Genomic DNA, 23400 nt, shown 5'->3' on the forward strand with positions numbered 1-23400 from the left:
GCGTCCACGTCGGCGTGGCGCGTGTGCGCGAGGGCCCGCGGGCTGTCTCGGTCAGCTCTGCGCGGCGCGCTCCGCGTCCACGGCGTCCTGCGCCTTGCGCTCCGCCTCGATCGCCCGCTCGTGCGAGCGCGGGTCGTACTCCGGCGTGCCCTGCTTGTGCAGCTCCTGGGTGACCAGCCGCTTCGCCTCCGCCAGTCGGCTGATCGCGTCCTTGTCGCTCACCGTGCCGCTCCCCTCTGCCGGGCCGCTCCGGTCCGGCTACGCGTTCCACGCTAGTCCGGGGGCCGCCGGCGTGCACCCAGTCAGCGGGTCAGGACGGCGACGGCCTCGACGTGGTGCGTCATGGGGAACAGGTCGTACGCCTTCAGGTCCGCCAGCGCGTACCCGGCGTCGGCGAACAGGGCGATGTCGCGGGCCAGCGCGGCCGGGTCGCACGCGACGTAGACCACCCGCTCCGGGCGCAGCTCGGTGATCCCGGCGACGACCTTGCGGCCCGCCCCGGTGCGCGGCGGGTCGAGCACGACCGCGTCGGCGTGCACCACGTCGGAGTCCGAGTCGACCTGGCCCGAGAGGACCTGGGCGACGTCGCCGGCGTGCAGCTCGACGTTCGAGCGGTCGTGCAGGTTGCGCCGCGCATCCTTGACCGCGCGAGCGTCGCCCTCGACGGACACCACCTCGCCCGTCGGGCCGACGGCGTCCGACAGCGGTGCGGTGAACAGGCCGGACCCCGAGTAGAGGTCCAGCACGGCCGCCCCGTCCACGTCTCCGAGCCCGGCGAGCACCGCGCTCACCAGCAGGTCGGGGGCCTCCCGGTGCACCTGCCAGAAGGCAGCGCCCGCCACGCGGAACTCGTACCCGACCTCACCGTGCTGGACGTGCTCCTTGACCGCGGTGCGCGCGTTGGGCCGGCCGTCCATGCGACCGCGCCCGAGGTCGAAGGGCGCGCCGTCGACCAGGACGAGCGGGGCGTCGCCGCTGGACGGGGCGATCGCCTCGACCCGCGCACCGCCGGACCAGCGCCGGCCGAACAGGTCGAGGGCCGCGATCGCCTCGTTGGCCAGGGGCATCGAGTCGAGCAGACGCACGTCGTGCGAGCGGAAGCCGTGCATGCCCGCCCGGCCCTCGGCGTCCGTGACCAGGTCGATCCGGGTGCGGTAGCCGAGGCCGCCACGCTCGTCGTCCCCCGGAGCGGCCAGCACGGGGACGTCCAGGTCCAGCTTGGCCAGGCGGCGCAGCTGCTCGGCGAGCACCGCGGCCTTCCACGCGCGCTGCGCGGGCAGGGAGACGTGGGCGAGCTCGCCGCCGCCGACCCCACCCGGACCGGCGGCCGGCCAGGCCGACTCGACGCGGTCGGGCGACGCCTCGAGGATCTCGACGGCGTCGGCGCGCCAGAACTTCGCCGTCTCCCCCGCGTCGGTCAGGCGCGCGCGGACCCGTTCGCCGGGCAGCGTGTGCCGCACGAAGATGACGCGTCCCTCGTGGCGCGCCACGCAGTGACCGCCGTGGGCCACCGGGCCGATCTCGAGCTCGACGAGCTCGTCGACGCGGTCGGGTGCAGAGTCAGTAGCCACGCGGAACGGTACCCCGGACCGGCTCCTCGAGCCCCGTCTGCCCCTCGGTGGACGCCAGCTGCCAGGGCACGGAGGCCACCACCACGCCGGGGGTGAACAGGAGCCGCCCCTTGAGCCGGAGCGCGCTCTGGTTGTGCAGCAGCTGCTCCCACCAGTGCCCCACCACGTACTCGGGGATGTAGACCACGACGAGGTCGCGGGGGCTGTCGCGGCGGATCGAGCGGACGTAGGTGAGCACCGGTCGGGTGATCTCCCGGAACGGGGAGTCGAGCACGCGCAGCGGCACCGGGATGTTCATGGCCTCCCACTGCTCGCGCAAGGTCACCACGTCCTCGGGGTCGACGCCGACCGTCAACGCCTCCAGGAGCTGCGGCCGCGACGCGCGGGCGTAGGCCAGCGCGCGCATCGTCGGGCGGTGCAGGTGCGACACCAGCACGATCGCGTGCACGCGGCTGGGCAGCGCCCGGGCGGCCTCGGCGTCGGTGCCCAGCGCCAGCTCGGCGCGCACCAGCGCGTAGTGGCGGTGGATCGACTGCATGAGGACGTAGATGACCGCCATGGCCAGGATCGCGATCCACGCGCCATGGGTGAACTTGGTGATGAGCACGACGACGAGCACCGTCGCGGTCATCACCAGGCCCACAGAGTTGATGATCCGCGACCGCTTCATGCGCGTCCGGGCCGCCGGGTCCGGCTCCGTGCGCAGGTGCCGCGTCCAGTGCCGCACCATGCCCAGCTGGCTCACCGTGAACGACACGAAGACGCCGACGATGTACAGCTGGATCAGGCGGGTGACCTGCGCGTCGAACGCCCAGATCAGCACGATCGCCGCCAGCGCCAGGGTGACGATGCCGTTGGAGAACGCCAGCCGGTCGCCGCGGGTGTGCAGCTGGCGGGGCAGGTAGCCGTCGCGCGCCAGGATCGAACCCAGCACCGGGAACCCGTTGAACGCGGTGTTCGCCGCGAAGAACAGGATCAGCCCGGTGACCACCGCGATGAGGACCGCCACGAAGGGCACGTTCTGGAACACCGCGGCCGACAGCTGGCTGATCACGGGGTGCTGGTCGTAGCCCTCGCCCACGGGCACGCCATCGCGCAGCAGCTGGGTCTGGGGGTCGTCGGCGAAGATCACGCCGGTGGCACGGGAGAGCAGCAGGATCGACATGATCATGACGATCGAGAGGCTGCCCAGCAGCGCCAGGGTGGTCGCGGCGTTCTTGGACTTCGGCTTCTTGAACGCGGGGACGCCGTTGCTGATGGCCTCCACGCCCGTGAGGGCGGCGCAGCCGGAGGAGAAGGCGCGCAGGATGAGGAAGAAGCCGGCGAGGCCGGTGAGCCCCTGGTCGAACGCCGCGTCGGGCGCGAGCTCGAAGCCGGAGCTCTCCGCCATCGCCAGGTTGCCGGTGAGCAGCTGGACCGATCCCACGACCGCCAGAGCGCCGATCGCGAGCATGAACATGTAGACCGGGATGGCGAACAGGCTCCCGGACTCCTTGACGCCGCGCAGGTTGGCCACCGTCAGCAGCACGACAAGCCCGACCGCGAACGCCGCCTCGTGCCCCCGCAGCGCGGGGAGGGCGGTCGCCGCGTACTGCGCGGCCGACGAGATGGACACCGCGACGGTCAGCACGTAGTCGACCAGCAGCGCACTGGCCACGGTGACGCCGGCGTTCTTGCCCAGGTTGGTCGTCGCGACCTCGTAGTCACCTCCCCCGGACGGGTAGGCGTGCACGTTCTGCCGGTAGGAGGCGACGACGACGATCATCACCGCGACGACGGCCAGGCCGACCCACGGCGAGACCACCAGGGCCGTCATCCCCGCGAGGGAGAGCGTCAGCAGGATCTCGTCGGGCGCGTAGGCCACCGACGAGAGCGCGTCCGACGCGAACACGGGAAGAGCGATGCGCTTCGGGAGGAGCGTGTGGCCGAGCCTGTCGCTGCGGACGGGGCGTCCGAGCAACAGGCGTTTGGCGGCATCCGAGAGGTCCGACACGATGCGCAATGCTAGGCCCGCGCGCGGCAGCCCACACCACCGCCCGCGGCGCGCCGGTCGAGGCGGACGGTATAGCGTGCCCCACTGTGCACTTCGTGATCATGGGATGCGGCCGGGTAGGCGCCACGCTGGCCAAGAGCCTGGAGGACAACGGGCACTCCGTGTCCGTCATCGACCAGAACCCCGAGGCGTTCCGGCGCCTCGACCCGGAGTTCGGCGGCAACAAGGTGACCGGCCTCGGCTTCGACCGGGACACCCTCACTCAGGCGGGGATCGAGGACGCGTTCGCGTTCGCGGCCGTGTCCGACGGCGACAACTCGAACATCCTCGCGGCTCGCGTGGTGCGCGAGACGTTCGGCATCGAGAACGTGGTCGCCCGCATCTACGACCCGCACCGCGCCGAGATCTACCAGCGCCTGGGCATCCCCACGGTCGCCACCGTGCGCTGGACCGCGCACCAGGTGCTCCGCCGCCTGCTGCCCATGGGCGCCACCGACGAGTACCGCGACTCCTCCGGACAGATCCAGCTCTCGCAGGTGGACGTCCACGAGGGCTGGGTGGGCAAGCCGCTGCGCGTGCTGGAGGAAGCCACCGGCGCCCGGATCGCGTACGTCACCCGCTACGGCGACGGCCTGCTGCCGACGTCGACCACCGTCCTGCAGGAGAACGACACCGTGCACGTGCTCATGCGGGCGGACGCCTCCGCCCTGGTCGAACGCATCCTCACGAGCGCGCCGGCGGTGACGGCGTGAGGGTCGTCATCGCGGGGGCCGGCTCTGTCGGACGCTCGATCGCGCGCGAGCTGCTCGGGCACGGCCACGAGGTCACCCTGATCGACCGCCAGCCGTCGGCCATGCGCGTCTCGCAGGTCGCCGACGCCGAGTGGCTGCTGGCCGACGCCTGCGAGCTGCCCACCCTGCGCCAGGTCAAGGCCGACGAGTGCGACGTGGTGGTGGCCGCCACCGGCGACGACAAGGCCAACCTCGTCATCTCGCTGCTGGCCAAGACGGAGTTCGGCGTCCCGCGCACGGTCGCCCGCGTGAACAACCCGAAGAACGAGTGGATGTTCGACGAGGCCTGGGGCGTGGACGTGGCCGTGTCGACGCCGCGGATCATGACCGCGATGGTCGAGGAGGCCGTCACGGTCGGCGACCTGGTGCGCATCTTCACGTTCCACCAGTCCCGCGCAGACATCCTCGAGCTCACGCTCCCCGACGACTCGCCGCTGGCCGGCGTGCGCGTCGGTCAGATCGAGTGGCCCGCGGACACCGTGCTCGCGTGCATCGTGCGGGACGCGCGACCGATCGCCCCCAGCCCCGACGACACGCTCGAGGGCCGGGACGAGCTGCTGTTCGTCACGGCTCGGGAAGCGGACGAGGCCGAGCTGGAAGCGCTGCTGACCCACGGACCAGCGACCAGCTGAGCCAGAGGGTCAGCGCGGTCAGCGGCAGGCCCATGGCCAGCTTGGCCGTGCCGAGCCACGCGACCTCGTCGGCCAGGTACAGCGGCACCTGGACCGCGAGCCGGACGCCGAACATCGCCACCCACGGCCACGTGGCGAGCGCGTAGCGGCGACGCAGCACCGGATCGGCACGCCACGCCACCGCGGCGCCCCACGAGCCGTTGCTCGACAGCGGCCCCTCGGCCCGGAACAGACCCATGACGAGACCGACCAGAGGCCAGCCGGCGAGGATCGAGACCAGCGTCGCGAGCAGGTACGCGACGTTGACCCAGAGCCCGTAGGCGAAGTAGTCCGAGGCGTCGCCGGACCGCCACGCCCAGATCACGCCGATACCGACGCCCACGAGTCCGGAGAACGCCTGCGTGACGGGCGTGCGCTGCACCAGCCGCACCACCACCGCGACCACTGCCGCGCCCGCCGCGGCGATCAGCGCCGGCGTGAGCCGCTGGCCCGACGCGAGGTACACCACGACGAAGAGCAGTCCGGGGGCGACCGACTCGACGACCCCACGCACTCCCCCGACCGCGTCGGCGACCGAGAACTGCTCGGCCGTGAGCGCGCGCATCCCGCGCAGGCCACCCTCCTCGGGCGGTACGACGTCGTCGATCGCGTCGATCCCCTTCAGGGGATCGGCCGCCTGGTGGTCACTCACCGGGACGCGGCCGCAGCTCGTAGCGGGGGTTGAACACGGTGCGACGGCCGTCGATCAGGCACACCAGGCCTTCGATCTTCAGTCGGCGACCGGGCGTGACGCCGGAGATCTCCCGGCGGCCCAGCCAGACCAGGTCCAGCGACCCGCTCCCGTCGTACAGCTCGGCCTCCAGGGCCGGTACGCCCTCGCGGGGCCGCAGCGTGACGGACCGGATGACGCCGGAGACGCTGGCCCGCGAGCGGTCGCGCAGCTGCTCGACGGGCGTGCACCCCACCGAGCGGTGGGCGTCGGCGCGCTCCTCGTCGGCCTCGATCTCGGCCTGGGACGCGACCGCCTTCTTCAGGCGTTCCTTGAGGCTCATCGGATCTCCGTGATCTCCGGACCCCGGCGCAGGGGGTCGAAGTCGGGCACCGCCGGGGCGGCGTCGGGCGGCGCGGCGGCCTGCAGGTTCGGCGTCCCCGGTCCGGGCAGCCGCAGGGTGAGCAGGTCGCGGGGCGGACGCGCGTCGGTGCCCCGGACCACGACGATGCCGGCGAAGAGCTGCTCGAGGGCCGTGGCGGCGGCCGGGTCCACGGCGGCGCGGCCGGTGATCACACCGCGCACGAACCAGCGCGGACCGTCGGCGCCGACGAAGCGGGCGGGACGGTGCCCGGTGCGCCCCTCAGGGGTCCGCACGGGGAGGCGCGCCAGCAGCTCGCGGCCGAACGGTCCCGGGAGGTCGTCCGCCGAGCCGCCCTGCTGCGTCACGGACTCGGCGATCTCCGCCCGGATCTCGTCCCAGATGCCCTCGGTGCGGGGTGCGGCGAAGGCCTGCACCTGGAGCGACGAGCCGTCGATGAGGATCGACGCCGCGGACACGACGTCCGTGGCCTTGTCGATCTCCATCCGCAGCTCCATGCCCTGCACGCCGGGCACGAGGATCGCCCCGAGGTCGACGCGCGGGACGTCGTCGTCCACCTGCGAGGCGTCCCACGGGCCACCCGTGCGCTCGACCGGCGCGGACGGGAGGTCGTCGCCGGGCTCGTCGACGACGGCAGGCTCGTCGACCTCGGTCTCCACCGCGTCGTCTGGGGCGGAATCCTTTCCACCACGCCGGAACAGCGCCACGTGCTCACTCCTCTTCGACGCGCTCGCGCGCATCAGTTGCCAACAGATCGACAGTAGTCCCGACCTAGACGCTCGGTGCAGCCTTCCAGCCGCCGCTGGAGCCGAAGCCACCGTCGCCGCGGTGCGAGCCGGGCAACGTCTCGGCCTCCACGAAGCGGACCCGCTCCACCCGCTGGACCACCAGCTGCGCGATCCGGTCGCCCCGGTGCAGCTCGAGCGCGTGCTCCACGTCCGTGTTCAGCAGCGTGACCGCGATCTCGCCCCGGTAGCCGGCGTCGACGGTGCCAGGGGCGTTCACGATGGTGAGACCGTGCCGCATGGCCAGCCCGGAGCGCGGGTGCACGAACGCGGCGAACCCGTCCGGCAGCGCGATGGCGACGCCCGTCGGCACCGTCACGCGTCCCTGGGGCGGGATCACGACGTCGATCCTGGAGACCAGGTCGGCGCCGGCGTCGCCGGGGTGCGCGTAGGCGGGCGCGGGAAGGTCGGGGTCGAGGCGCAGGAGGAGAACCTCGGGGCTGGGGTCGGCCGTCACGGGGCCCGACCCTACCCGCCGGATGGGATGCTGGGTGCATGCCCGAAGCTCCCAGCGGCACCCCGCTGCCCTCGTCCCAGACCGCCGCGCCCACGTACGCCGAGCGGCTCTGGCTCGGCCCGCTCGGGTGGGTGCTGCTCGTGGCCTTCGCGCTCATGGTGTTCGTCGCGTTCGTCCCCGTCGACGTGCGTGCCGCCGCAGCCGTCGGGGTCGCCGTGCTGGCCGTCGGCGTCCTCGTGCTCGCCGGTGCGGCGCCTCGCGTGGAGGTGCGGGAGGGCACGCTCCGGGCCGGCGGTGCGCACATCCCGCTGGCCCTGCTGGGGCCGGCCGTCCCGCTCGACCCGGCCTCGACGACCGCGGAGCTGGGGCCGCGCCTGGACGCGCGCGCCCACCTGTGCCTGCGCGGGTGGATCCACACCGCCGTGCGCGTCGAGGTGCGCGACCCGCAGGACCCGACCCCGTACTGGGTGGTCTCCACCCGCCACCCAGCCGAGCTGGCTGCGGCGCTGAACGGCTGAGGGCCCGCCGCGCTGACATGCCGAGGGCCCGTCGCCCGGTGGTGCTGGGCGACCGGCCCTCAGGTCAGTCGTGGAACGTGGGTGGAGGCGATCAGGCCGCGCACTCCGAGCAGACGGGTCGTCCGTCGCGCTCGTAGGCGAGCTGGCTTCGGTGGTGCACCAGGAAGCAGCTCGAGCAGGTGAACTCGTCCGCCTGCCGTGGCAGCACGCGCACCGAGAGCTCCTCGCCGGACAGGTCCGCGCCCGGGAGCTCGAACCCTTCGGCCGCCTCGGTCTCGTCCTCGTCCACCACGCCCGAGTTCTTGTCGGAGCGCCGAGCCTGGAGCTCCTGGAGCGAGTCCTCGCTCAGGTCCTCCTCGGTCTTGCGCGGGGCGTCGTAGTCGGTAGCCATGTGTGGCGTCACACTCCGTGTCTGGATGGAATCTCGTACGCGGGATCAATGCACGCGACGTGCTTTTGTTCCCGCGCGCGGTGGGATTCTGCACCACTTTCGAGCGTTGAGCGAACCGGACGCGTGACCGATTTCGTCGCGGTCGGTGTGGGAGCGTTTTCAGGCGTCCGAGTCGGCGTCCAGGCTTTCGAGGATCGACCGCAGCTCCTCGACCGCACCCGGTACCCCCGCGACCGTCATCGCCTCCTGCGCCTGCCCGCCCCGCAGCCCTGTGACCTGCGCTCCCGCCTCCTGGGCGATCAGCGCACCGGCCGCGAGGTCCCACGGCTGGAGGCCGCGTTCGTAGTACAGGTCGAGCCCGCCGGCGGCCACCGCGCACAGATCCAGCGACGCACAACCTGCGCGACGAATATCACGTACCCGCGGCAACAGTTCTGCGACGATTCGCCCCTGCACCCGCCGCCTGGAGGCGACGTAACCGAAGCCGGTGCCCACCAGTGAGTCGATCAAGGAGCGGGGCGGGTTCACCCGTAGCACCCGCCCGTCGAGCGTCGCACCCAGGCCGAGGCCTGCGGTGAACGACCGTCCGTCCTCCGGGGAGAAGACGGCGCCGGCGAGTGCGGTCCAGGTCGCCGGGTCGGGAGCGACGGTGGGGTCCGGACCCATGACGGCCGCTACGGAGACGGCGTAGGGCGAGTGCCCGTAGAGGTAGTTCACGGTGCCGTCGATCGGGTCCACCACCCAGGTGATCCCGGAGGTGCCGGGGTGGAAGGCCTCCTCCTCACCGAGGATCGCGTCGTGCGGCCGCAGCTCCGCCAACCTCGTGCGCAGCAGCGCCTCCGAGGCGAAGTCCATCGCCGTCACCACGTCCTGGGCGCTGGACTTCGTGGCCGACACGGTGACGTTCCGCCGACCGTCGCTGACCAGCGCACCGGCCTCGCGGGCGAGGGCCTCGGCGATCTCTACGAGCGCGCGGACCTGGTCAGGGGTGTGGGGGGTCACGCGCCCATCCTGTCAGCGAACGGTCCCCCGCCACGGTCCGGGCGCCTTCAGCTGGTACCGCAGCGCACCCACCCGCAGGGCGAACACCGCGGCCACCACGGCGACGCTGGTCGCGGTGGTGATCGCCTCCTGCCACCACAGGACCGCCGTCGCGGTGGACCCCAGCAGCGCGGGGATCGCGTACAGCTGCCGGTGGTGGAGCACGACGGGGACCTCGCCCGACAGCAGGTCGCGCAGCACGCCGCCGCCCACCCCGGTCATCACCCCGACCACCACCGCGGCCGTCAGCGTGGTGCCGTACTCGAGCCCCTTGATCGTCCCGACGACGCTGAACAGGGCCAGGGCCCCGGCGTCGAGGACCTCGATGAAGCGCCGCGCGCGCTCGAGCCGGGGGTGGAAGAAGTAGATGACGGTCGCGCCGAGGACGGCGGTCATGATGAACCGCCAGTTCGAGATGCCCACCGGCGGCACGGCCCCGATGAGGACGTCGCGCAGCATGCCCCCGCCCAGGCCGGCCGCCCAGGCGAGCACGATGATGCCGAACACGTCGAACTGCTTGCGGACCGCGGCGAGCGCCCCCGACATCGCGCCGACGAAGACCCCGATCAGCTCGAGGATGGGCTCCAGCGGGATGTCCGTGTCCACGCCGCAGATCATGACAGCGCGGCGCGTCGGCGGCGTGATCCCGCGCCGCACCGGCCCGGGTCCGCGCCGTCGAGCCGGATCGGTGGCAGGCTCGTGCCCGAGTTACCGGGAGGTCGCATGGGTGAGCTGGAGCTGGTGGGTCTGCACGAGGACGGGGAGCACCTCGTCCTGGTGGCCCCGGACGGCGCACGCTTCCGCGTGCGCATCGACGAGCCGTTGCGCGCCGCCGTGCGTCGCGACCGGCCGCAGCTCGAGCAGCTGCGCGCCGAGAGCGCCGGGACGCTGAGCCCTCGGGAGATCCAGGCCCGTATCCGCGCCGGCGCGACGACGCAGGAGGTGGCGGACTCCGCCGGCCTTCCCGTCGAGCGCGTCCGCCGGTACGAGGGACCGGTCCTTGCCGAGCGCGAGCACATCGCCGAGCAGGCGCGCGGCACCCGCGTCGGGCGGGAGTCCGGTGCGCCGACCCTCGGTGACCTGGTGACCGACCGGCTCGCCGCACGCGGTGTCGAGCTGGCCTCGCTGGCGTGGGACGCCGCCCGGGAGTCCTCCGGGCCCTGGGTCGTCCTCGCCCGGTTCGCCGTGGGCGACTCCGAGCACGAAGCGCGCTGGACGTTCGACCCCGCCAAGCGGACGGTCGTCGCCGTCGAGGACGAGGCCCGGTGGCTGTCCGAGACCGAGCTCGCCGACGAGCCGGTGTCGCGGCGCCACCTGGCGGCCGTGCGGGACGTGGTGTTCGACTTCCAGGGTGACGGCGCTGCGCTCCGCGGCCCGCACGACGCACCCGGACCGGTCGAGCCCGAACCCGTCCCGGACCCGCAGGAGCAGACGGCCTCGCTCCTGGACGACCTGCGCAGCCGGCGCGGTGTCCGGCAGGCGGTCGAGCTCGGCGACGACGACGACTCCGAGGAGTTCGAGGGCTTCGGCCCCCAGCACGCGTTCGACTTCGGCCGGCTGGACACCTCGGTGCCGGGCGCTCATCCGGTCGACGCGGACGACGCCGCCGAGGCGCAGGTCTACCCCGCGCCCGTCGCCGTCCCGGAGCCGGTCACGACGCCGGCGGCTGCCGCCGAGCACGACGAGAACGAACGCCCCCGCGCCCGCCGCGGACGCGCCAAGGTGCCCAGCTGGGACGAGATCGTCTTCGGCGCAAAACCAGAATGACCGGCGGTCGATGACCAGCGGTCGGTGACGCCGGCGCTCAGAGGCTGAGCTCGTCCACGGACGTGAGCGTCTGCGGGCTGGGCGAGGAGGCGCGGGCGGCCGCGGCGGTCATGCGGCGCATGTGGTGCCGTCGGCACAGAACCTCGTAACCGACCTCGTCGGCGCCCGCCTCGACGTCGCCGACCACCACCTGCGCGCCCTCGACCACCATGGTCCCGCCGATCGTGCGGGCGTTGTGCGTGGCCCGCGCCCCGCACCAGCACAGCGCGCGCACCTGGAGGATCTCCACCCGGTCGGCGAGCTCGACCAGGCGGGCGGCCCCCGGGAACAGCCGGGCGCGGAAGTCGGTGGAGATGCCGAAGACGTAGACGTCCACGCCCAGCTCGTCGACCACCCGGGCCAGCTGCTCCACCTGCGCGGCGGTGTAGAACTGCGCCTCGTCGCCGATGAGATAGTCGACCGGCCGGCCGTGCGTGCGGCGGGCGATGACGTCGGACCAGAAGTCGGTCGAGTCGTCCACCTCGTGCGCGCGCTGCGTCAGCCCGAGGCGGGAGGAGATGGTCGCGGTGCCCGCGCGGTCCTGCCGCGTGAACAGCACCCCGTCGCGTCCGCGCGCCGCGTGGTTGTGGTGCATCTGGAGCGCCAGCGTGGACTTGCCGCTGTCCATCGTGCCGGAGAAGAAGACCAGCTCGGCCATCAGGCGACCACCAGGCACGGAACAAGCATCTCGAGGGCGGTCAGGGAGCCGTGCACCCCGACCAGGTCGAGGGAGGCCGGCGTCTGGGTGCGCGAGTCCACGACGGTGGCGCGTCCGGTCATGGCGACCACCACGTCGCCGATCACCGGGAGCACGTGCGCGGAGACGTCACCGAACCAGGAGTCGTCCACGGCCTCGGTGCGCGTGGCGACGACCGCAGCGTCCCCGAGCACCTCCCGCCACCGCCGTGCCACCACGCCAGGGTCGACACCGGCACGCAGGTGCAGGTGCAGCGCGCGCGGCTCCCCCGCCACCAGCTCGACACCGTCGCCCAGCACGGGATCCGTCGCCACGTCCCAGCGCAGCGACCGGTCGACGTCGACCATCCCGTGGTCGGCCGTGATGACCAGCACCGTGTCCCGCGGGAGCGCCCGGGCGAGCCGTCCGAGCTCCGCATCGAGCTCGGCCAGCGCGTCGCCCCACTGCCAGGAGCCCCACCCGTGGCGGTGCCCCGCCTTGTCGACGTCGCCCCAGTACAGGTAGGCCACCCCGGGCCGGCGCAGCGCCTCGATCGTGGCGTCGACGCGCGAGGCGAGGGACTCGGCCGCCTTGTAGGTGGGGCCACGCAGAGCGGCCTCGGTGAGCCCGGAGCCGGAGAACCGCACCGGCCCGATGCTCGTCACGCTCGTGCCGGCCGCGACGAGCCGCTCGAACACGGTCGTCTCGCGCTGCCACTCGCGGGCCGGCGGGAGCCCGGTCCAGCTCACGAGGTTGCCCAGCTGACCGCTGGCGGGATCGCGGACCGTGTACCCGAGCATCCCCGTGCGACCGGGCGGCAGCGCCACCCCGAACGTACCCATCGCGGTGGCGGTGGTGGAGGGGAACGTGCTGGTCAGAGGGGCGGAACCGGCGAGCCGCTGCCGCAGGAAGGGTGCGTGACCCGCGCGCTCGGCGAGGTTCCCGTGCCCGAGGCCGTCGACGAGCACCACGCAGACGCGCGACGCGTCGGGCAGCCCGAGGGTCTTCTGCGCGAGGTCCGCGTCCGGCACGCCCTGCACGCCGATCGCGCCGGCGACCGCCGGAAGGACCCGGCCGAGGCACGGGTACCGGGAGGCCGGCGCCACGAGGTCCGCCGCGTCGAGCGCGTCCTTCAGCCGCGACGGCGCCGTCGGGCGAGGAGTCTCGAGATCGGTCATCGCGCCCGTGCGCTCGCCGCGGACAGCTGACGCGCGAACGCGGTGGCGGCGCGCACCGAGTCGAGCCCCTCTGCGGCGGCGCTCACGCGCACCACGACGTCGTCGGGCGCGAGCGTGCCGGTGAGCCCGTGGTCCGCGTCGCAGCTGGGGTCCCCGCACGTCGCAGGCTCGAGGTCCACCCGGGAGACCGCCCCCCAGCCGATCACCAGCGTGAGCTCCTGCGCAGGCTGCCCGCGCTCGTGCTTCTCCGGCAGGGGCACCACGTGGGTGAGCGCGACCGACGTCAGCTCGGCCAGCGGCACCGCCTCGGTGGTCGCCGACGCCGAGGCCGACGGGTGCTCGGAGTCGGCCGGGTGGTCGTCGACGTGGGCGACGACCAGGCGCGTCGGGGTCAGCACCAGCACCGTGACGTGGCGGCGGACCTCGGCGGCGTCGAACGTCGTCTCGGGGTGGACCAGGTGAGCCACGACCTCCTCGTCGGCGAGGGCCACGTCGAGCACGTCGACGACGAGCTCCGGGTAGTAGCCGGCACGGTGGAGGTCCTGGTGCAGGGCGGGAGCAGCAGCGGGCACCCGCCCATCCTCCCACCTCGACGGCCGTGGCCAGCGACCGGGTCCCCGTCCGGCCACGCTCACACCCTCGACAGCCGGCGGGTGGCGTCCGCGCGGTCGGCCCGCGACACCGCGGCCCGTGCGCCCAGCACCACCGCTCCGTGCTCGGAGACGACCACCGGGTTCAGCTCGAGCGACCGCAGCTCGGGCAGGTCGTCGGCGAGGACGGCGACCCGCGCGATGAGGTCCTCGAGGGCGGCCACGTCGAGCGCGGGCAGGCCGCGGTAGCCGAACAGCCGGGGGGCCGCCCGAGCGGTGCGGACCAGCTCGGCGACGTCGACGTCCGTGAGCGGCGGGACACCGTAGGCGATGTCGCCTAGCAGGTCCGACGCGTCACCGGCGAGGCCGAAGCTGATGATCGGCCCGAACAGCGGGTCCTCCACCGACCGCACGACGCACGCCGACCCGTGCGGGGCCATGGCCTGCACCTCGAGCGGCGCGTCGACGTCGCCCTGCTCGTGGCCCGCAGCCAGCGTCAGCACCTGCTCCACGTCCGCCCGCAGCTCGGTCTCGTCGGCTACGTCGAGCCGCACGCCGCCGAGGTCCGCGCGGTGCCGCAGGGCGGGGACCGTGGTCTTGATCGCGACCGGCCACCCGATGCTCTCCGCGGCGGCCACGGCCTCGTCGGCGTCGTGCACCCGGAAGGACGGCAGGACGCTGACGCCCACCGTGGCGAGCAGCTCGGAGGTCCGCTCGGGGCTGAGCGCCAGGGCCGCGTCGCCCGACGCCTCCGCCTCGAGCCACCCCGCCACGAGCCGCCGGGCGGCACGCGTCTCGACGCCCTCGGGATGCAGGGGACGGCCCCGGTCCCCGTCGCGCCACTGCGCGTACCGGGCGGCGTGCCCGAGCGCCAGTGCGGCGTCCTCCGGCGTGCTGTAGGCGGGGACGGTCCACTCCCGGCCGTCGTCGTCGGTGGCGGTCAGCTCGGGGGTGAGCCCGTGCAGGTCGTAGATGCACGCCACGGTGGTGCGGCCGGAGCGCGCGGCGGTCCGTGCGACCGCCTCCTGGAGCACCGTGTCGGGCCCGCCGACCGTGGGGATCCGGACGACCACCACGACGTCGCTGTCGGGGTCGCCGTACAGCGCGTCGACGGCGGCGTCCACGCGCTCGGGTGGGGCATCCTCGGGCAGCAGCTGGACGTGCCCGCTGACCACCAGCCCGGCGGCCGCGACGGCCTCCGCGACGAGCGCCGCGACGGACGCCGAGCTGGCCAGGATCGCGGTGCGCCGGCCCGCGGGCAGCGGCTGGTGCGCGAGGACCTGCGCCACGTCGAGCATCTGGTGCGTGTTCTCGACGCGGACGACCCCCGACTGCCGGAGCATCTCGGCGAGGGTCCGCGGCGGGGCGTGGGTGGGGCGCACCGCGTGGCCCGGCGGCACCACCTGCCCGGACCGCCCTGCCGTCACGACGATGACTGGCTTGAGGAGCGACAGGCGTCGGGCCACCCGCGAGAACTTCCGGGGGTTCCCCAGCGACTCGAGGTACAGGCCGACGACGTCCGTGTCGACGTCGTCGGCCCAGAACTGCATGAGGTCGTTGCCGGAGACGTCCGCCCGGTGCCCGGCGGAGACGAACTGCGAGAGGCCGATCCCCCGTCGGCGGACCGCCGCGAGCAGCGCCACCGACAGCGGCGCGGACTGGCAGAAGAGCCCGATCCGCCCCGTGGGCGGAGGCGCGTCCGCCAACGACGCGTTCAGCTGGAGACCGCCGGCGCGCGCGGACAGGATGCCGTAGGAGCCCGGGCCGACCACCCGCATCCCGGCCCCGTGGGCGACGCGCAGCAGCGCACGCTGCCGGTCCAGCCCGTCCGGGCCCTCCTCGGCGAAGCCCGAGGTGAGCAGCACCACGCCGTGCACCCCGAGCCGGGCCAGGCCGCGGACGACGTCGGCCGCCTCGTCCGACGGCACCGCGACGACCGCCAGCTCGACCGGTCCGGGGACGTCGGCCAGCGCCGCGTGCATCGGCAGGGCCGGGTCGCCGGGGACATCCACGGCGTGCACCAGCACGGACGGGTCCGCCACCAGCAGGTCCGCCAGCACGCGCGCGGCCAGGCGTCCGGCCAGGGTCTCCCCCGCGTCCACCCCGGGCCCGACCACGACGACCGAGCCCGCGTGCAGCAGGTCCCGCATGGAACGAGCCTCGGCGCGGTGCTCACGGTCGGCCATCACGGCGAGCGAGCGGTCGGTGGGGTCGATGTCGAACCCGACCGCGACGATGCCGTCCTCCGTGCGTTGCCGCACCTCGTACCCGGCGTCCTTGAACACGCCGATCATCCGGCCGTTCTGCGGCAGGACCTCCGCGACGAACCGACGGACGCCCCGCTCCCGGGCCGCGGCGGCGAGGTGCTCGAGCAGGACGGACCCCAGGCCGCGCCCCTGGTGGGCGTCGGCGATGTTGAACGCCACCTCGGCCTCGTCGGTGCCGATCCGGTCGTACCGTGCGACCCCGATGATCTGGTCCGCGTCCTGCGGCTCGGCGCCGCTCGACACCGCCACGAGCGCGACGCGGTCCAGCTGGTCGACGTTCACCAGCCGGGCGAGGTCACGCTCCGGCAGCCGCTCCAGCGGGGCGAAGAACCGCATGTACGTCGAGCGCTCCGACTGTCCGACGTGGAACGCCTGCAGCGCGTCGGCGTCGTCGGGACGCAGGGGGCGGACGTGCGTCGTGGAGCCGTCGTGCAGCACGACGTCCGCCTCCCAGGCGGCCGGGTACACCGGACCCGGGCTCGGGTGGTCGTCGGCCGTGACGTCTGCCATGCCCCTGACGGTAGTGCGGCCAGCCGCGCGCCGCGGCCCGTCCAGGCCCGGGACGGGCCACAATGGTCGCCGCACCGCAGACCGGCACCGAGGAGCAGCACCCATGGCGCGTCGCCCCGCGACCCCCGAACTCCCGCCCGAGGACCTCGTCGAGCGCATCGTCGACATCGACGTCGCGACCGAGATGGAGGGCTCGTTCCTCGAGTACGCCTACTCCGTCATCTACTCCCGGGCCCTGCCCGACGCCCGCGACGGCCTCAAGCCGGTGCAGCGCCGGATCCTCTACCAGATGTCCGACATGGGCCTGCGCCCCGACCGCCCCTACGTGAAGTCGGCGCGCGTGGTCGGCGAGGTCATGGGCAAGCTGCACCCGCACGGCGACGCGGCGATCTACGACGCGATGGTCCGCCTCGCGCAGCCGTTCTCGCTGCGCCTGCCGCTGGTGGACGGGCACGGCAACTTCGGCTCGCTCGACGACGGCCCCGCCGCCCCGCGGTACACCGAGGCCCGCATGGCGCCGTCCGCGCTGGCGATGACCACCGGGCTCGACGAGGACGTCGTCGACTTCGTGCCCAACTACGACAACAAGCTCACCCAGCCCGAGGTGCTCCCCGCCGCGATCCCGAACCTGCTGGTCAACGGCGCGGCCGGCATCGCGGTCGGCATGGCCACCAACATGGCGCCGCACAACCTCGTCGAGGTGGTCGCTGCGGCCCGGCACCTGGTCCTGCACCCCGACGCCACGCTCGAGGACCTGCTGCGGTTCGTCCCCGGCCCCGACCTGCCGTCGGGCGGCAAGATCGTCGGCCTGGAGGGCGTCCGCGAGGCGTACCGGACGGGCCGCGGCGCCTTCCGCACGCGCGCCACGGCCCGCATCGAGAACGTCACCGCGAAGCGCAAGGGCATCGTCATCACGGAGCTGCCGTACACGGTGGGCCCGGAGAAGGTCATCGAGAAGATCAAGGAGGGCGTCCAGAACAAGAAGCTCTCCGGCATCTCGGACGCCGTCGACCTCACGGACCGCCAGCACGGGCTGCGGCTGGTCATCGAGATCAAGACGGGCTTCCACCCCGAGGCCGTCCTCGAGCAGCTCTACCGGTACACGCCGCTGGAGGACTCGTTCTCCATCAACAACGTCGCGCTCGTCGACGGGCAGCCGCGCACGCTCGGGCTGCGCGAGCTGCTGGTCGTCTGGGTGGAGCACCGGATCGTCGTGGTCCGCCGGCGTTCGCAGTTCCGGCTGGCCAAGCGCCTCGAGCGCCTCCACCTGGTGGAGGGCCTGCTCGTCGCGATCGTCGACATCGACGAAGTCATCCAGGTCATCCGCACGTCCGACGACGCCGACACGGCCCGCGCCCGGCTGCGCAGCGTGTTCGACCTGTCCGAGCCCCAGGCCGAGTACATCCTCGAGCTGCGGCTGCGTCGGCTCACCAAGTTCTCGCGCATCGAGCTGGAGAAGGAGCAGGAGCAGCTGGCACTGGAGATCGCGGAGCTGCGCGAGATCCTGGGCGACGAGGCCCGGCTGCGCACGCTGGTCTCGGCGGAGATGGCCGAGGTCGCGGCCACCTACGGGACCCCGCGCCGGACCATCCTGCTCGAGTCGGCGGGCGGCACCTCGATCACCGGCGCCCCCGCACCGCGCGGTGCCGCGGCTCCGTTGGAGATCGCCGACACCCCGTGCTGGGTGCTCCTGTCCGGCACCGGGCTGCTCGCTCGCACCGCGTCGGAGGACCTGCCTGCGCGGGTCGAGGGCGCGCGCCGGTCGAAGCACGACGTCGTGTCCGCGTCCGTCGCCACCACCGCACGCGCCGAGGTCGGCGTGGTGACCTCCCAGGGCCGCATCGTCAAGGTGTCCGTGCTCGACCTCCCCGGCCTTCCCCCGACCGACGGAGCACCCTCCCTCTCCGGCGGCGTCCCGCTCGGCGAGGTGGTGACTCTCCTGCCGCGCGAGCGCGTGGTGGGCCTCGCGTCGCTCGCGTCCGGCGCGCCGACGCTCGCGCTGGCCACCGTGCAGGGCACGGTGAAGCGGGTCTCGGCCGGCGACGTGCCCGGCAACCGGGACGCCTGGGAGGCGATCTCGCTCAAGGACGGCGACGAGGTGGTCGGCGCCGCCGCCGTGACCGACACCGACGAGCTCGTGCTCCTGGCCTCCGACGCGTCCCTCCTGCACTTCCCGGCGTCGGCCGTCCGGCCGCAGGGCCGTGCCGCGGGGGGCATGGCCGGCATCAAGCTCGCCGGCGGCCAGCGGGTCGTGGCGTTCGGCTCCATCGGTGCTGACGCCGCATCCACCGCGGTGGTCGTCACGGTGGCCGGCGCCTCCGGTGCGCTGCCCGGCACCCAGGCGGGCTCCGCGAAGGTCACCCCGTTCGACGTCTACCCGGGCAAGGGTCGCGCGACGGGCGGGGTGCGGGCGCACCGGTTCCTGCGGAACGAGGACACGCTGCTCCTCGCCTGGGTCGGCGCCGCGCCGGCCTGGGCGACGGGCTCCGGCGGTCAGCCGATCGAGCTGCCGCCCCTCGACCAGCGACGCGACGGGTCGGGGACCCCGCTCACCGCCCCGGTGCACGCGATCGGCTGACCCCGCCCCTCAGACGAGCGCGACCACGTTGTCCCGTACCGGAGGCCGCTGGACGAACGTGCGGACCGGTGCGGGCTCGGGTGCCTGGCGCTCGGCCACGTTCCGGGACACCACCGCCGCGGCGATCAGGCCCTGCCCGGTCACGTACGTGAGCATGACCCAGAACCCCTGCCCGGCAAGCTCCCACGACGGCACGAAGGCCTCGAGCGCGATCAGCGCGTCGCTCACGAGGAAGACGGCGCCGCCGATCGCCGCGACCCGGCCGAGGCCGGTGGAGAGCACGGCCATCGCGGTCAGCACACCGCCGTACACCGCCACGGGCACGAGCAGGCTGCCCGCACCGGGGGCGCAGAGCGCGACCAGCGCGACGAGCACCGCGGCGTACGGGAGGAGCAGGACGGGCCGCCGGTGCACGACCGACGCGCGCACCGCGGGGGCGAAGGCGACGACGTAGGCGGTCTGCGCGAGCAGGAAGAACCCGACCATCACGAGGAACGCGGCATCGTCCCCGACCAGAGACGGGACCAGGTCGCCGAGCCACGAGAGGCCCAGCGCCACCAGCACCCAGGTCACCAGGTGGCCGCGCGGCCACCGGGTCGCCGTGACGACGACCGCACCGAGTGCCGGCATGAGCAGCCACTGGCTGACCTGCGCGAACGCCTCCGCGCCCGCCAGCTGCGCGATCAGGTGCACGAGCACGAGCACGGCGAGGACCGCGACCCATGCACGCGCGGCTCTGGACAGCGAGCGTCCCACGACGACCTCCTCGAAGCCGGGCGCCCTCGTCCGGCGACAGAAACGGCCGGACGTCGTCGTCCCGCCGCGCCGATGCTAACGCGCGGCGAGCACCTCGTGAGACGGATCGGCCACGTCGATCACAGCTCGATCGAGAACATCGTCGAGCTGTGGAACACCGCGTACCCGAGGCCCTCGTACAGCCGGTGCGCGCCGGACTGGTTCGCGGTGTCCACGCCCAGCTCGGCCATGTCCATCCCGTCCGCCCGGTACGCGACCATCACCGTGGCGAGGAGCGCCGCCGCGAGCCGACGGCCACGCCATGCGCGCCGCACACCGAGCAGGTCCGTGTAGCCGGCCTTGTAGCCGATCACGGGCCAGTCGTGCTCGAACCTGCTGGACAGCAGGTACCCGGCCACCTCACCGGTGGCGTCGTCGATCGCGACGAAGCTCCACGTCGGGGCGAACATGCTCCGACCCTGCGCCCACTCGTCGGCCGTGCGGGGCTCGCTCCCCCAGTGGTCGGCGAACGCCTCGTTGTGCGCGAGCCGCACCTGCTCGTCCAGCTCCGGGGTCCACGGCACGATCCGGAGCCCCGGGGGCACGTCGACCGGCGGGAGCTCGACGTCCAGCGGGCGACGCATCTCCGCGTAGTACCGCGCCGGCGTGAACCCGCTCGCGCGCAGCAGGCGGATGGTGGTCTCGGCGTTGTCGTGCACGAACACCGCGAGCCGGCCCGGCAGGTCCTTGCCCGAGGCCGCCAGCCGCTGCCGCCCGCGCGCCGTCTCCCAGGCCAGCACCTGGCGACCGATCCCCCGGCCGCGCCACTGCGGGTCGACGCAGCCGTCGAGGAACGCCCTGACCACCCGGGCGTCGCCGGGTGGCTGGTTGACGCGCGCGTAGGCGCGGATCACCCCGTCGGCGTCGACCCCGGCGAGGGTGTCTCGCGCGTGGTCCTTCCAGGCGCCGTCGAACTCGTCGTCGATCTCCTCCGCCGAGGTCCGGTACGGGGCTGACTCGGCCTCTTCGACCGCCGTGACGAGCCGGGTGAGGGCGGGCACGTCGTCGCGCGTGAGCGGACGCCAGGTGAGGCCGTCGGTGCCCGTGGGCACCGGGGCGTCGGCGGGAGCTGCGGCGCGCTCGGCGATGGGCGCGAGGTCGGTGGCGGTCACGACCACCACGATCCCCGGCCCGGCGCCGCCACGGCAACCGAAATGCCGGTCAGGCGTCGATACGGCTGCGGTCCAGCCCGTCCCCGCCCGCGACGATGAAGTCCTTGCGCGGGGCGACGTCCGAGCCCATGAGGAGCTCGAAGACCTCCTCGGCCCGCTGCGCACCTTCGACGGTCACGCGGCGCAGCGTGCGGTGGCGGGGGTCCATGGTGGTCTCCGCCAGCTGGTCCGCGTCCATCTCCCCGAGGCCCTTGTAGCGCTGGATGTCGTCCTTGTAGCGCTTGCCGGCCCGGTCGAGCTTCTTCAGCGTCGCCGCCAGCTCGGCCTCCGAGTACGTGTACACGTACTCGTTCTTGCGTCCGCCACCGCCGATGACCTCGATGCGGTGCAGCGGCGGCACGGCCGCGTACACGCGGCCGGCCTCGACCAGCGGGCGCATGTAGCGGAACAGCAGCGTGAGCAGCAGGGTCCGGATGTGCGCACCGTCGACGTCGGCGTCGGTCATCAGCACGATCTTCCCGTAGCGCGCCGCCTCCAGGTCGAACGAGCGGCCCGACCCGGCACCGACCACCTGGATGATCGCGGCGCACTCCGCGTTCTTCAGCATGTCCGTGATGGAGGCCTTCTGGACGTTGAGGATCTTGCCGCGGATGGGCAGCAGCGCCTGGAAGTCGGAGCTGCGCGCCAGCTTGGCGGTGCCCAGGGCGCTGTCCCCCTCGACGATGAACAGCTCGCTGCGCTCCACGTCGTCGCTGCGGCAGTCGGCCAGCTTGGCGGGCAGCGAGGACGTCTCCAGGGCGTTCTTGCGCCGCGAGATCTCCTTCTGCTTGCGCGCGGACAGGCGGGCGCGCATCTCGCCGACCACCTTGTCCAGCAGCAGCGACGAGTGCGCCTTGTGGTCCCGCTTGGGCGAGCTGAAGATCGCTGCGAGCTCGGTGTCGATGACCTTGGCGACGATCGCACGGACCGGCCCGGTGCCCAGCACCTCCTTGGTCTGCCCCTCGAACTGGGGCTCGGCCAGCCGGACGGTGACCACGGCGGTCATGCCCGCGAGCACGTCCTCCTTCTCGATCCGCTCCGAGGTGTCCCGGGCCGAGATCTTCAGGCGCCGCGCGTTGGCGTCGACCGCCTTGCGCATGGTGCGCAGCAGCCCGGCCTCGAACCCGGCCAGGTGGGTGCCGCCCTTGGGCGTCGAGATGATGTTGACGAAGCTGCGCACCTCGGTCTCGTACCCGGTGCCCCACCGCAGCGCGATGTCCACGTCGCAGGTGCGCGAGACCTCCTGCGCGGTCATGTGGCCGCGGTCGTCCAGCACGGGGACCGTCTCGACGAACGCCGCCGATCCCGTGAGGTGCCAGGTGTCCGTCACCGCGGTGTCCGGCGCCAGGTGGTCCACGAAGTCCACGACGCCGCCGCTGTGCAGGAACGTCTCCTCGTGCGGCCCGTCGGCCCCCGGCGTGCCGGGGATGCCGCGCTCGTCGCGGACGGTCAGCGTCAGACCCGGGACCAGGAAGCTCGTCTGCCGCGCGCGGGTGACCAGCTCGTCGTACGCGAACACGGCCGTCTTGGGGAAGATCTGCGGGTCAGCCCAGTACCGGACGCGCGTGCCCGTGCGTCCCCGCGCCACCTTGCCGCCGACCGCCAGCTCCGAGCCTGAGACGAACGGCTCGAACGGGTTGTCCGGGCCGATGCCGGCGCGGTCGTCGAACGTGCCCGGCTCGCCGCGGTGGAACGTCATGCGGTGGGTGCGACCGCCCCGGTCGACCTCGACGTCCAGGCGCGCCGACAGGGCGTTGACCACCGAGGCGCCGACGCCGTGCAGCCCACCGGACGCGCCGTAGGAGCCGCCACCGAACTTGCCGCCCGCGTGCAGCTTGGTGAACACGACCTCGACGCCGGTCAGCCCGGTCTTCGGCTCGATGTCCACGGGGACGCCACGCCCGTTGTCGCGCACCTCGACCGAGGAGTCCGCGTGCAGCACGATCTCGATCCGGTCGCCGTAACCGCCCAGGGCCTCGTCCACCGAGTTGTCGATGATCTCCCACAGGCAGTGCATGAGACCGCGGCTGTCGGTGGTGCCGATGTACATGCCCGGGCGCTTGCGGACCGCCTCCAGGCCCTCCAGCACGGACAGGTGCCGGGCGGTGTAGCCGGACTGCGGGGAGGTCGTCGTCACGGGCCGATGGTAGTCGCCGGCCCTGACAGGACCGCGGCACCATGCCGCCGGACACTGCTGTGTTGCGGGCTGGTTACAGTCCACTACGCGGTGAGCGAACCACCCGCTCCTGGTGCGTGGGATCGACGACGGGGATGGTTCTATGGACTCGTGACCGGGACCATGACGCATCCACTGACCGCGGCCGACCGCTGCGACCGCTGCGGCGCACAGGCCTATGTCCGAGTTGTTCTCCCCGTGGGAGAGCTCCTCTTCTGTGCGCACCACGCGCGCGAGCACGCACCGAAGTTCGCCGAGCTGGCCACCCACGTGCAGGACGAGACCGACCGCCTGCTCGCCGAGCACGGAGCGGGAGCCGGCGCCGCGACCTGACGTCCCGGCACCACACCACGACAACCGCGCGAGGCCCGGACCTTCTGGTCCGGGCCTCGTCGTCTACCCC

At 73.3% G+C, this 23400-nt stretch carries 23 protein-coding genes; 6 read left to right on the forward strand and 17 right to left on the reverse strand.

Translation table 11 applies throughout. The features are described from left to right. Positions 1-51: 51 nt before the first annotated feature. The 3 genes from HP550_RS11690 to HP550_RS11700 all read right to left on the reverse strand — a co-directional run bounded on the left by HP550_RS11690 (position 52) and on the right by HP550_RS11700 (position 3564). A complete protein-coding gene (locus tag HP550_RS11690) occupies positions 52-222 on the reverse strand; it encodes a translation initiation factor 2 (RefSeq protein ID WP_175347864.1) in 171 nt (56 codons plus the stop codon). Between the two features lie 80 nt (positions 223-302). Further along, positions 303-1571 (reverse strand): methyltransferase domain-containing protein, encoded by a 1269-nt coding sequence (locus tag HP550_RS11695; RefSeq protein WP_175347865.1) that lies wholly within the window; start codon positions 1569-1571, stop codon positions 303-305. Next, positions 1561-3564 (reverse strand): amino acid permease, encoded by a 2004-nt coding sequence (locus HP550_RS11700; protein ID WP_175347866.1) that lies wholly within the window; start codon positions 3562-3564, stop codon positions 1561-1563. Before HP550_RS11700 ends, HP550_RS11695 begins: the two co-directional genes overlap by 11 nt. Before the next feature lie 101 nt (positions 3565-3665). Between HP550_RS11700 and HP550_RS11705 the strand changes: the two genes are divergently transcribed. Both HP550_RS11705 and HP550_RS11710 read left to right on the forward strand, forming a co-directional pair. Further along, complete coding sequence (locus HP550_RS11705) at positions 3666-4316, forward strand: potassium channel family protein (RefSeq protein ID WP_175347926.1); 651 nt, start codon at positions 3666-3668, stop codon at positions 4314-4316. Beyond that, on the forward strand, positions 4313-4987 hold the full coding sequence (locus tag HP550_RS11710; protein ID WP_175347867.1) for an NAD-binding protein: 675 nt from the start codon (positions 4313-4315) through the stop codon (positions 4985-4987). Before HP550_RS11705 ends, HP550_RS11710 begins: the two co-directional genes overlap by 4 nt. Here HP550_RS11710 and HP550_RS11715 read toward each other — a convergent pair. The 4 genes from HP550_RS11715 to dut all read right to left on the reverse strand — a co-directional run bounded on the left by HP550_RS11715 (position 4920) and on the right by dut (position 7320). Further along, on the reverse strand, positions 4920-5591 hold the full coding sequence (locus tag HP550_RS11715; RefSeq protein ID WP_175347927.1) for a DUF3159 domain-containing protein: 672 nt from the start codon (positions 5589-5591) through the stop codon (positions 4920-4922). The genes HP550_RS11710 and HP550_RS11715 overlap by 68 nt on opposite strands. A gap of 79 nt (positions 5592-5670) precedes the next feature. Beyond that, positions 5671-6039: an OB-fold nucleic acid binding domain-containing protein gene (locus tag HP550_RS11720; protein ID WP_056090724.1), complete on the reverse strand. Its 369-nt coding sequence runs from the start codon at positions 6037-6039 to the stop codon at positions 5671-5673. Then, entirely contained in the window at positions 6036-6785 is a 750-nt protein-coding gene (locus HP550_RS11725; protein ID WP_343048141.1) for a DUF3710 domain-containing protein, read from the reverse strand. Before HP550_RS11725 ends, HP550_RS11720 begins: the two co-directional genes overlap by 4 nt. Positions 6786-6849: 64 nt before the next feature. Next, positions 6850-7320, reverse strand: a complete 471-nt coding sequence (dut, locus tag HP550_RS11730; RefSeq protein ID WP_175347869.1) for a dUTP diphosphatase — start codon at positions 7318-7320, stop codon at positions 6850-6852. A gap of 38 nt (positions 7321-7358) precedes the next feature. Between dut and HP550_RS11735 the strand changes: the two genes are divergently transcribed. After that, the gene (locus HP550_RS11735; protein ID WP_175347870.1) at positions 7359-7838 is read left to right on the forward strand and encodes a DUF3093 domain-containing protein; all 480 of its coding nucleotides are present in this window, start codon (positions 7359-7361) and stop codon (positions 7836-7838) included. A gap of 91 nt (positions 7839-7929) precedes the next feature. Here HP550_RS11735 and HP550_RS11740 read toward each other — a convergent pair whose 3' ends face one another. The 3 genes from HP550_RS11740 to HP550_RS11750 all read right to left on the reverse strand — a co-directional run bounded on the left by HP550_RS11740 (position 7930) and on the right by HP550_RS11750 (position 9876). After that, complete coding sequence (locus tag HP550_RS11740) at positions 7930-8229, reverse strand: DUF4193 domain-containing protein (RefSeq protein WP_056090713.1); 300 nt, start codon at positions 8227-8229, stop codon at positions 7930-7932. Between the two features lie 159 nt (positions 8230-8388). After that, on the reverse strand, positions 8389-9231 hold the full coding sequence (locus HP550_RS11745) for an inositol monophosphatase family protein (RefSeq protein WP_175347871.1): 843 nt from the start codon (positions 9229-9231) through the stop codon (positions 8389-8391). Between the two features lie 12 nt (positions 9232-9243). Continuing rightward, complete coding sequence (locus HP550_RS11750; protein ID WP_343048142.1) at positions 9244-9876, reverse strand: trimeric intracellular cation channel family protein; 633 nt, start codon at positions 9874-9876, stop codon at positions 9244-9246. Positions 9877-9993: 117 nt separating this feature from the next. Here HP550_RS11750 and sepH point away from each other — a divergent pair, with 117 nt between their 5' ends. After that, entirely contained in the window at positions 9994-11037 is a 1044-nt protein-coding gene (sepH, locus tag HP550_RS11755; protein ID WP_175347872.1) for a septation protein SepH, read from the forward strand. Between the two features lie 37 nt (positions 11038-11074). On the opposite strand, the gene HP550_RS11760 is transcribed toward sepH, so the two are convergent. From HP550_RS11760 to HP550_RS11775, 4 genes are read right to left on the reverse strand one after another with little or no spacing between them, the layout of a single operon-like run. Continuing rightward, on the reverse strand, positions 11075-11734 hold the full coding sequence (locus HP550_RS11760) for a thymidine kinase (RefSeq protein ID WP_175347873.1): 660 nt from the start codon (positions 11732-11734) through the stop codon (positions 11075-11077). Then, positions 11734-12930: an alkaline phosphatase family protein gene (locus HP550_RS11765; RefSeq protein WP_175347874.1), complete on the reverse strand. Its 1197-nt coding sequence runs from the start codon at positions 12928-12930 to the stop codon at positions 11734-11736. Before HP550_RS11765 ends, HP550_RS11760 begins: the two co-directional genes overlap by 1 nt. After that, on the reverse strand, positions 12927-13502 hold the full coding sequence (locus HP550_RS11770) for a DUF5998 family protein (RefSeq protein ID WP_175347875.1): 576 nt from the start codon (positions 13500-13502) through the stop codon (positions 12927-12929). The genes HP550_RS11765 and HP550_RS11770 overlap by 4 nt, the downstream gene beginning before the upstream one ends. A gap of 59 nt (positions 13503-13561) precedes the next feature. After that, on the reverse strand, positions 13562-16297 hold the full coding sequence (locus HP550_RS11775) for a bifunctional acetate--CoA ligase family protein/GNAT family N-acetyltransferase (protein ID WP_175347876.1): 2736 nt from the start codon (positions 16295-16297) through the stop codon (positions 13562-13564). 103 nt (positions 16298-16400) lie between these two features. Between HP550_RS11775 and HP550_RS11780 the strand changes: the two genes are divergently transcribed. Then, the gene (locus tag HP550_RS11780; protein ID WP_175347877.1) at positions 16401-18875 is read left to right on the forward strand and encodes a DNA gyrase/topoisomerase IV subunit A; all 2475 of its coding nucleotides are present in this window, start codon (positions 16401-16403) and stop codon (positions 18873-18875) included. 9 nt (positions 18876-18884) lie between these two features. Here the strand turns inward: HP550_RS11780 and HP550_RS11785 are convergent, their stop codons facing one another. From HP550_RS11785 to HP550_RS11795, 3 genes are all read right to left on the reverse strand, one after another. Further along, on the reverse strand, positions 18885-19631 hold the full coding sequence (locus HP550_RS11785) for a lysoplasmalogenase family protein (RefSeq protein WP_175347878.1): 747 nt from the start codon (positions 19629-19631) through the stop codon (positions 18885-18887). Between the two features lie 119 nt (positions 19632-19750). Beyond that, positions 19751-20782: a GNAT family N-acetyltransferase gene (locus tag HP550_RS11790; RefSeq protein WP_175347879.1), complete on the reverse strand. Its 1032-nt coding sequence runs from the start codon at positions 20780-20782 to the stop codon at positions 19751-19753. Positions 20783-20831: 49 nt separating this feature from the next. Then, positions 20832-22958, reverse strand: coding sequence for a DNA gyrase subunit B (locus tag HP550_RS11795; RefSeq protein WP_175347880.1), 2127 nt, complete (start codon positions 22956-22958; stop codon positions 20832-20834). 162 nt (positions 22959-23120) lie between these two features. Between HP550_RS11795 and HP550_RS11800 the strand changes: the two genes are divergently transcribed. Further along, positions 23121-23330, forward strand: a complete 210-nt coding sequence (locus tag HP550_RS11800) for a DUF7455 domain-containing protein (RefSeq protein ID WP_056092095.1) — start codon at positions 23121-23123, stop codon at positions 23328-23330. The last annotated feature ends 70 nt before the right edge of the window (positions 23331-23400 follow it).

Origin of the sequence: Cellulomonas humilata (genome assembly GCF_013359775.1) — a bacterium.
GTDB classification, from domain to species: Bacteria; Actinomycetota; Actinomycetes; order Actinomycetales; family Cellulomonadaceae; genus Cellulomonas; species Cellulomonas humilata.

Excerpts from the sequence above, each read along its gene's own strand:
- HP550_RS11800 (WP_056092095.1), top strand. The coding sequence starts at position 23,121 with ATGACGCATCCACTGACCGCGGCCGACCGCTGCGACCGCTGCGGCGCA.
- HP550_RS11715 (WP_175347927.1), bottom strand. The coding sequence starts at position 5,591 with ATGCGCGCGCTCACGGCCGAGCAGTTCTCGGTCGCCGACGCGGTCGGG.
- HP550_RS11705 (WP_175347926.1), top strand. The coding sequence starts at position 3,666 with ATGGGATGCGGCCGGGTAGGCGCCACGCTGGCCAAGAGCCTGGAGGAC.
- sepH (WP_175347872.1), top strand. The coding sequence starts at position 9,994 with ATGGGTGAGCTGGAGCTGGTGGGTCTGCACGAGGACGGGGAGCACCTC.
- HP550_RS11720 (WP_056090724.1), bottom strand. The coding sequence starts at position 6,039 with ATGAGCCTCAAGGAACGCCTGAAGAAGGCGGTCGCGTCCCAGGCCGAG.
- HP550_RS11780 (WP_175347877.1), top strand. The coding sequence starts at position 16,401 with ATGGCGCGTCGCCCCGCGACCCCCGAACTCCCGCCCGAGGACCTCGTC.
- HP550_RS11760 (WP_175347873.1), bottom strand. The coding sequence starts at position 11,734 with ATGGCCGAGCTGGTCTTCTTCTCCGGCACGATGGACAGCGGCAAGTCC.
- HP550_RS11740 (WP_056090713.1), bottom strand. The coding sequence starts at position 8,229 with ATGGCTACCGACTACGACGCCCCGCGCAAGACCGAGGAGGACCTGAGC.
- HP550_RS11775 (WP_175347876.1), bottom strand. The coding sequence starts at position 16,297 with ATGGCAGACGTCACGGCCGACGACCACCCGAGCCCGGGTCCGGTGTAC.
- HP550_RS11765 (WP_175347874.1), bottom strand. The coding sequence starts at position 12,930 with ATGACCGATCTCGAGACTCCTCGCCCGACGGCGCCGTCGCGGCTGAAG.
- HP550_RS11735 (WP_175347870.1), top strand. The coding sequence starts at position 7,359 with ATGCCCGAAGCTCCCAGCGGCACCCCGCTGCCCTCGTCCCAGACCGCC.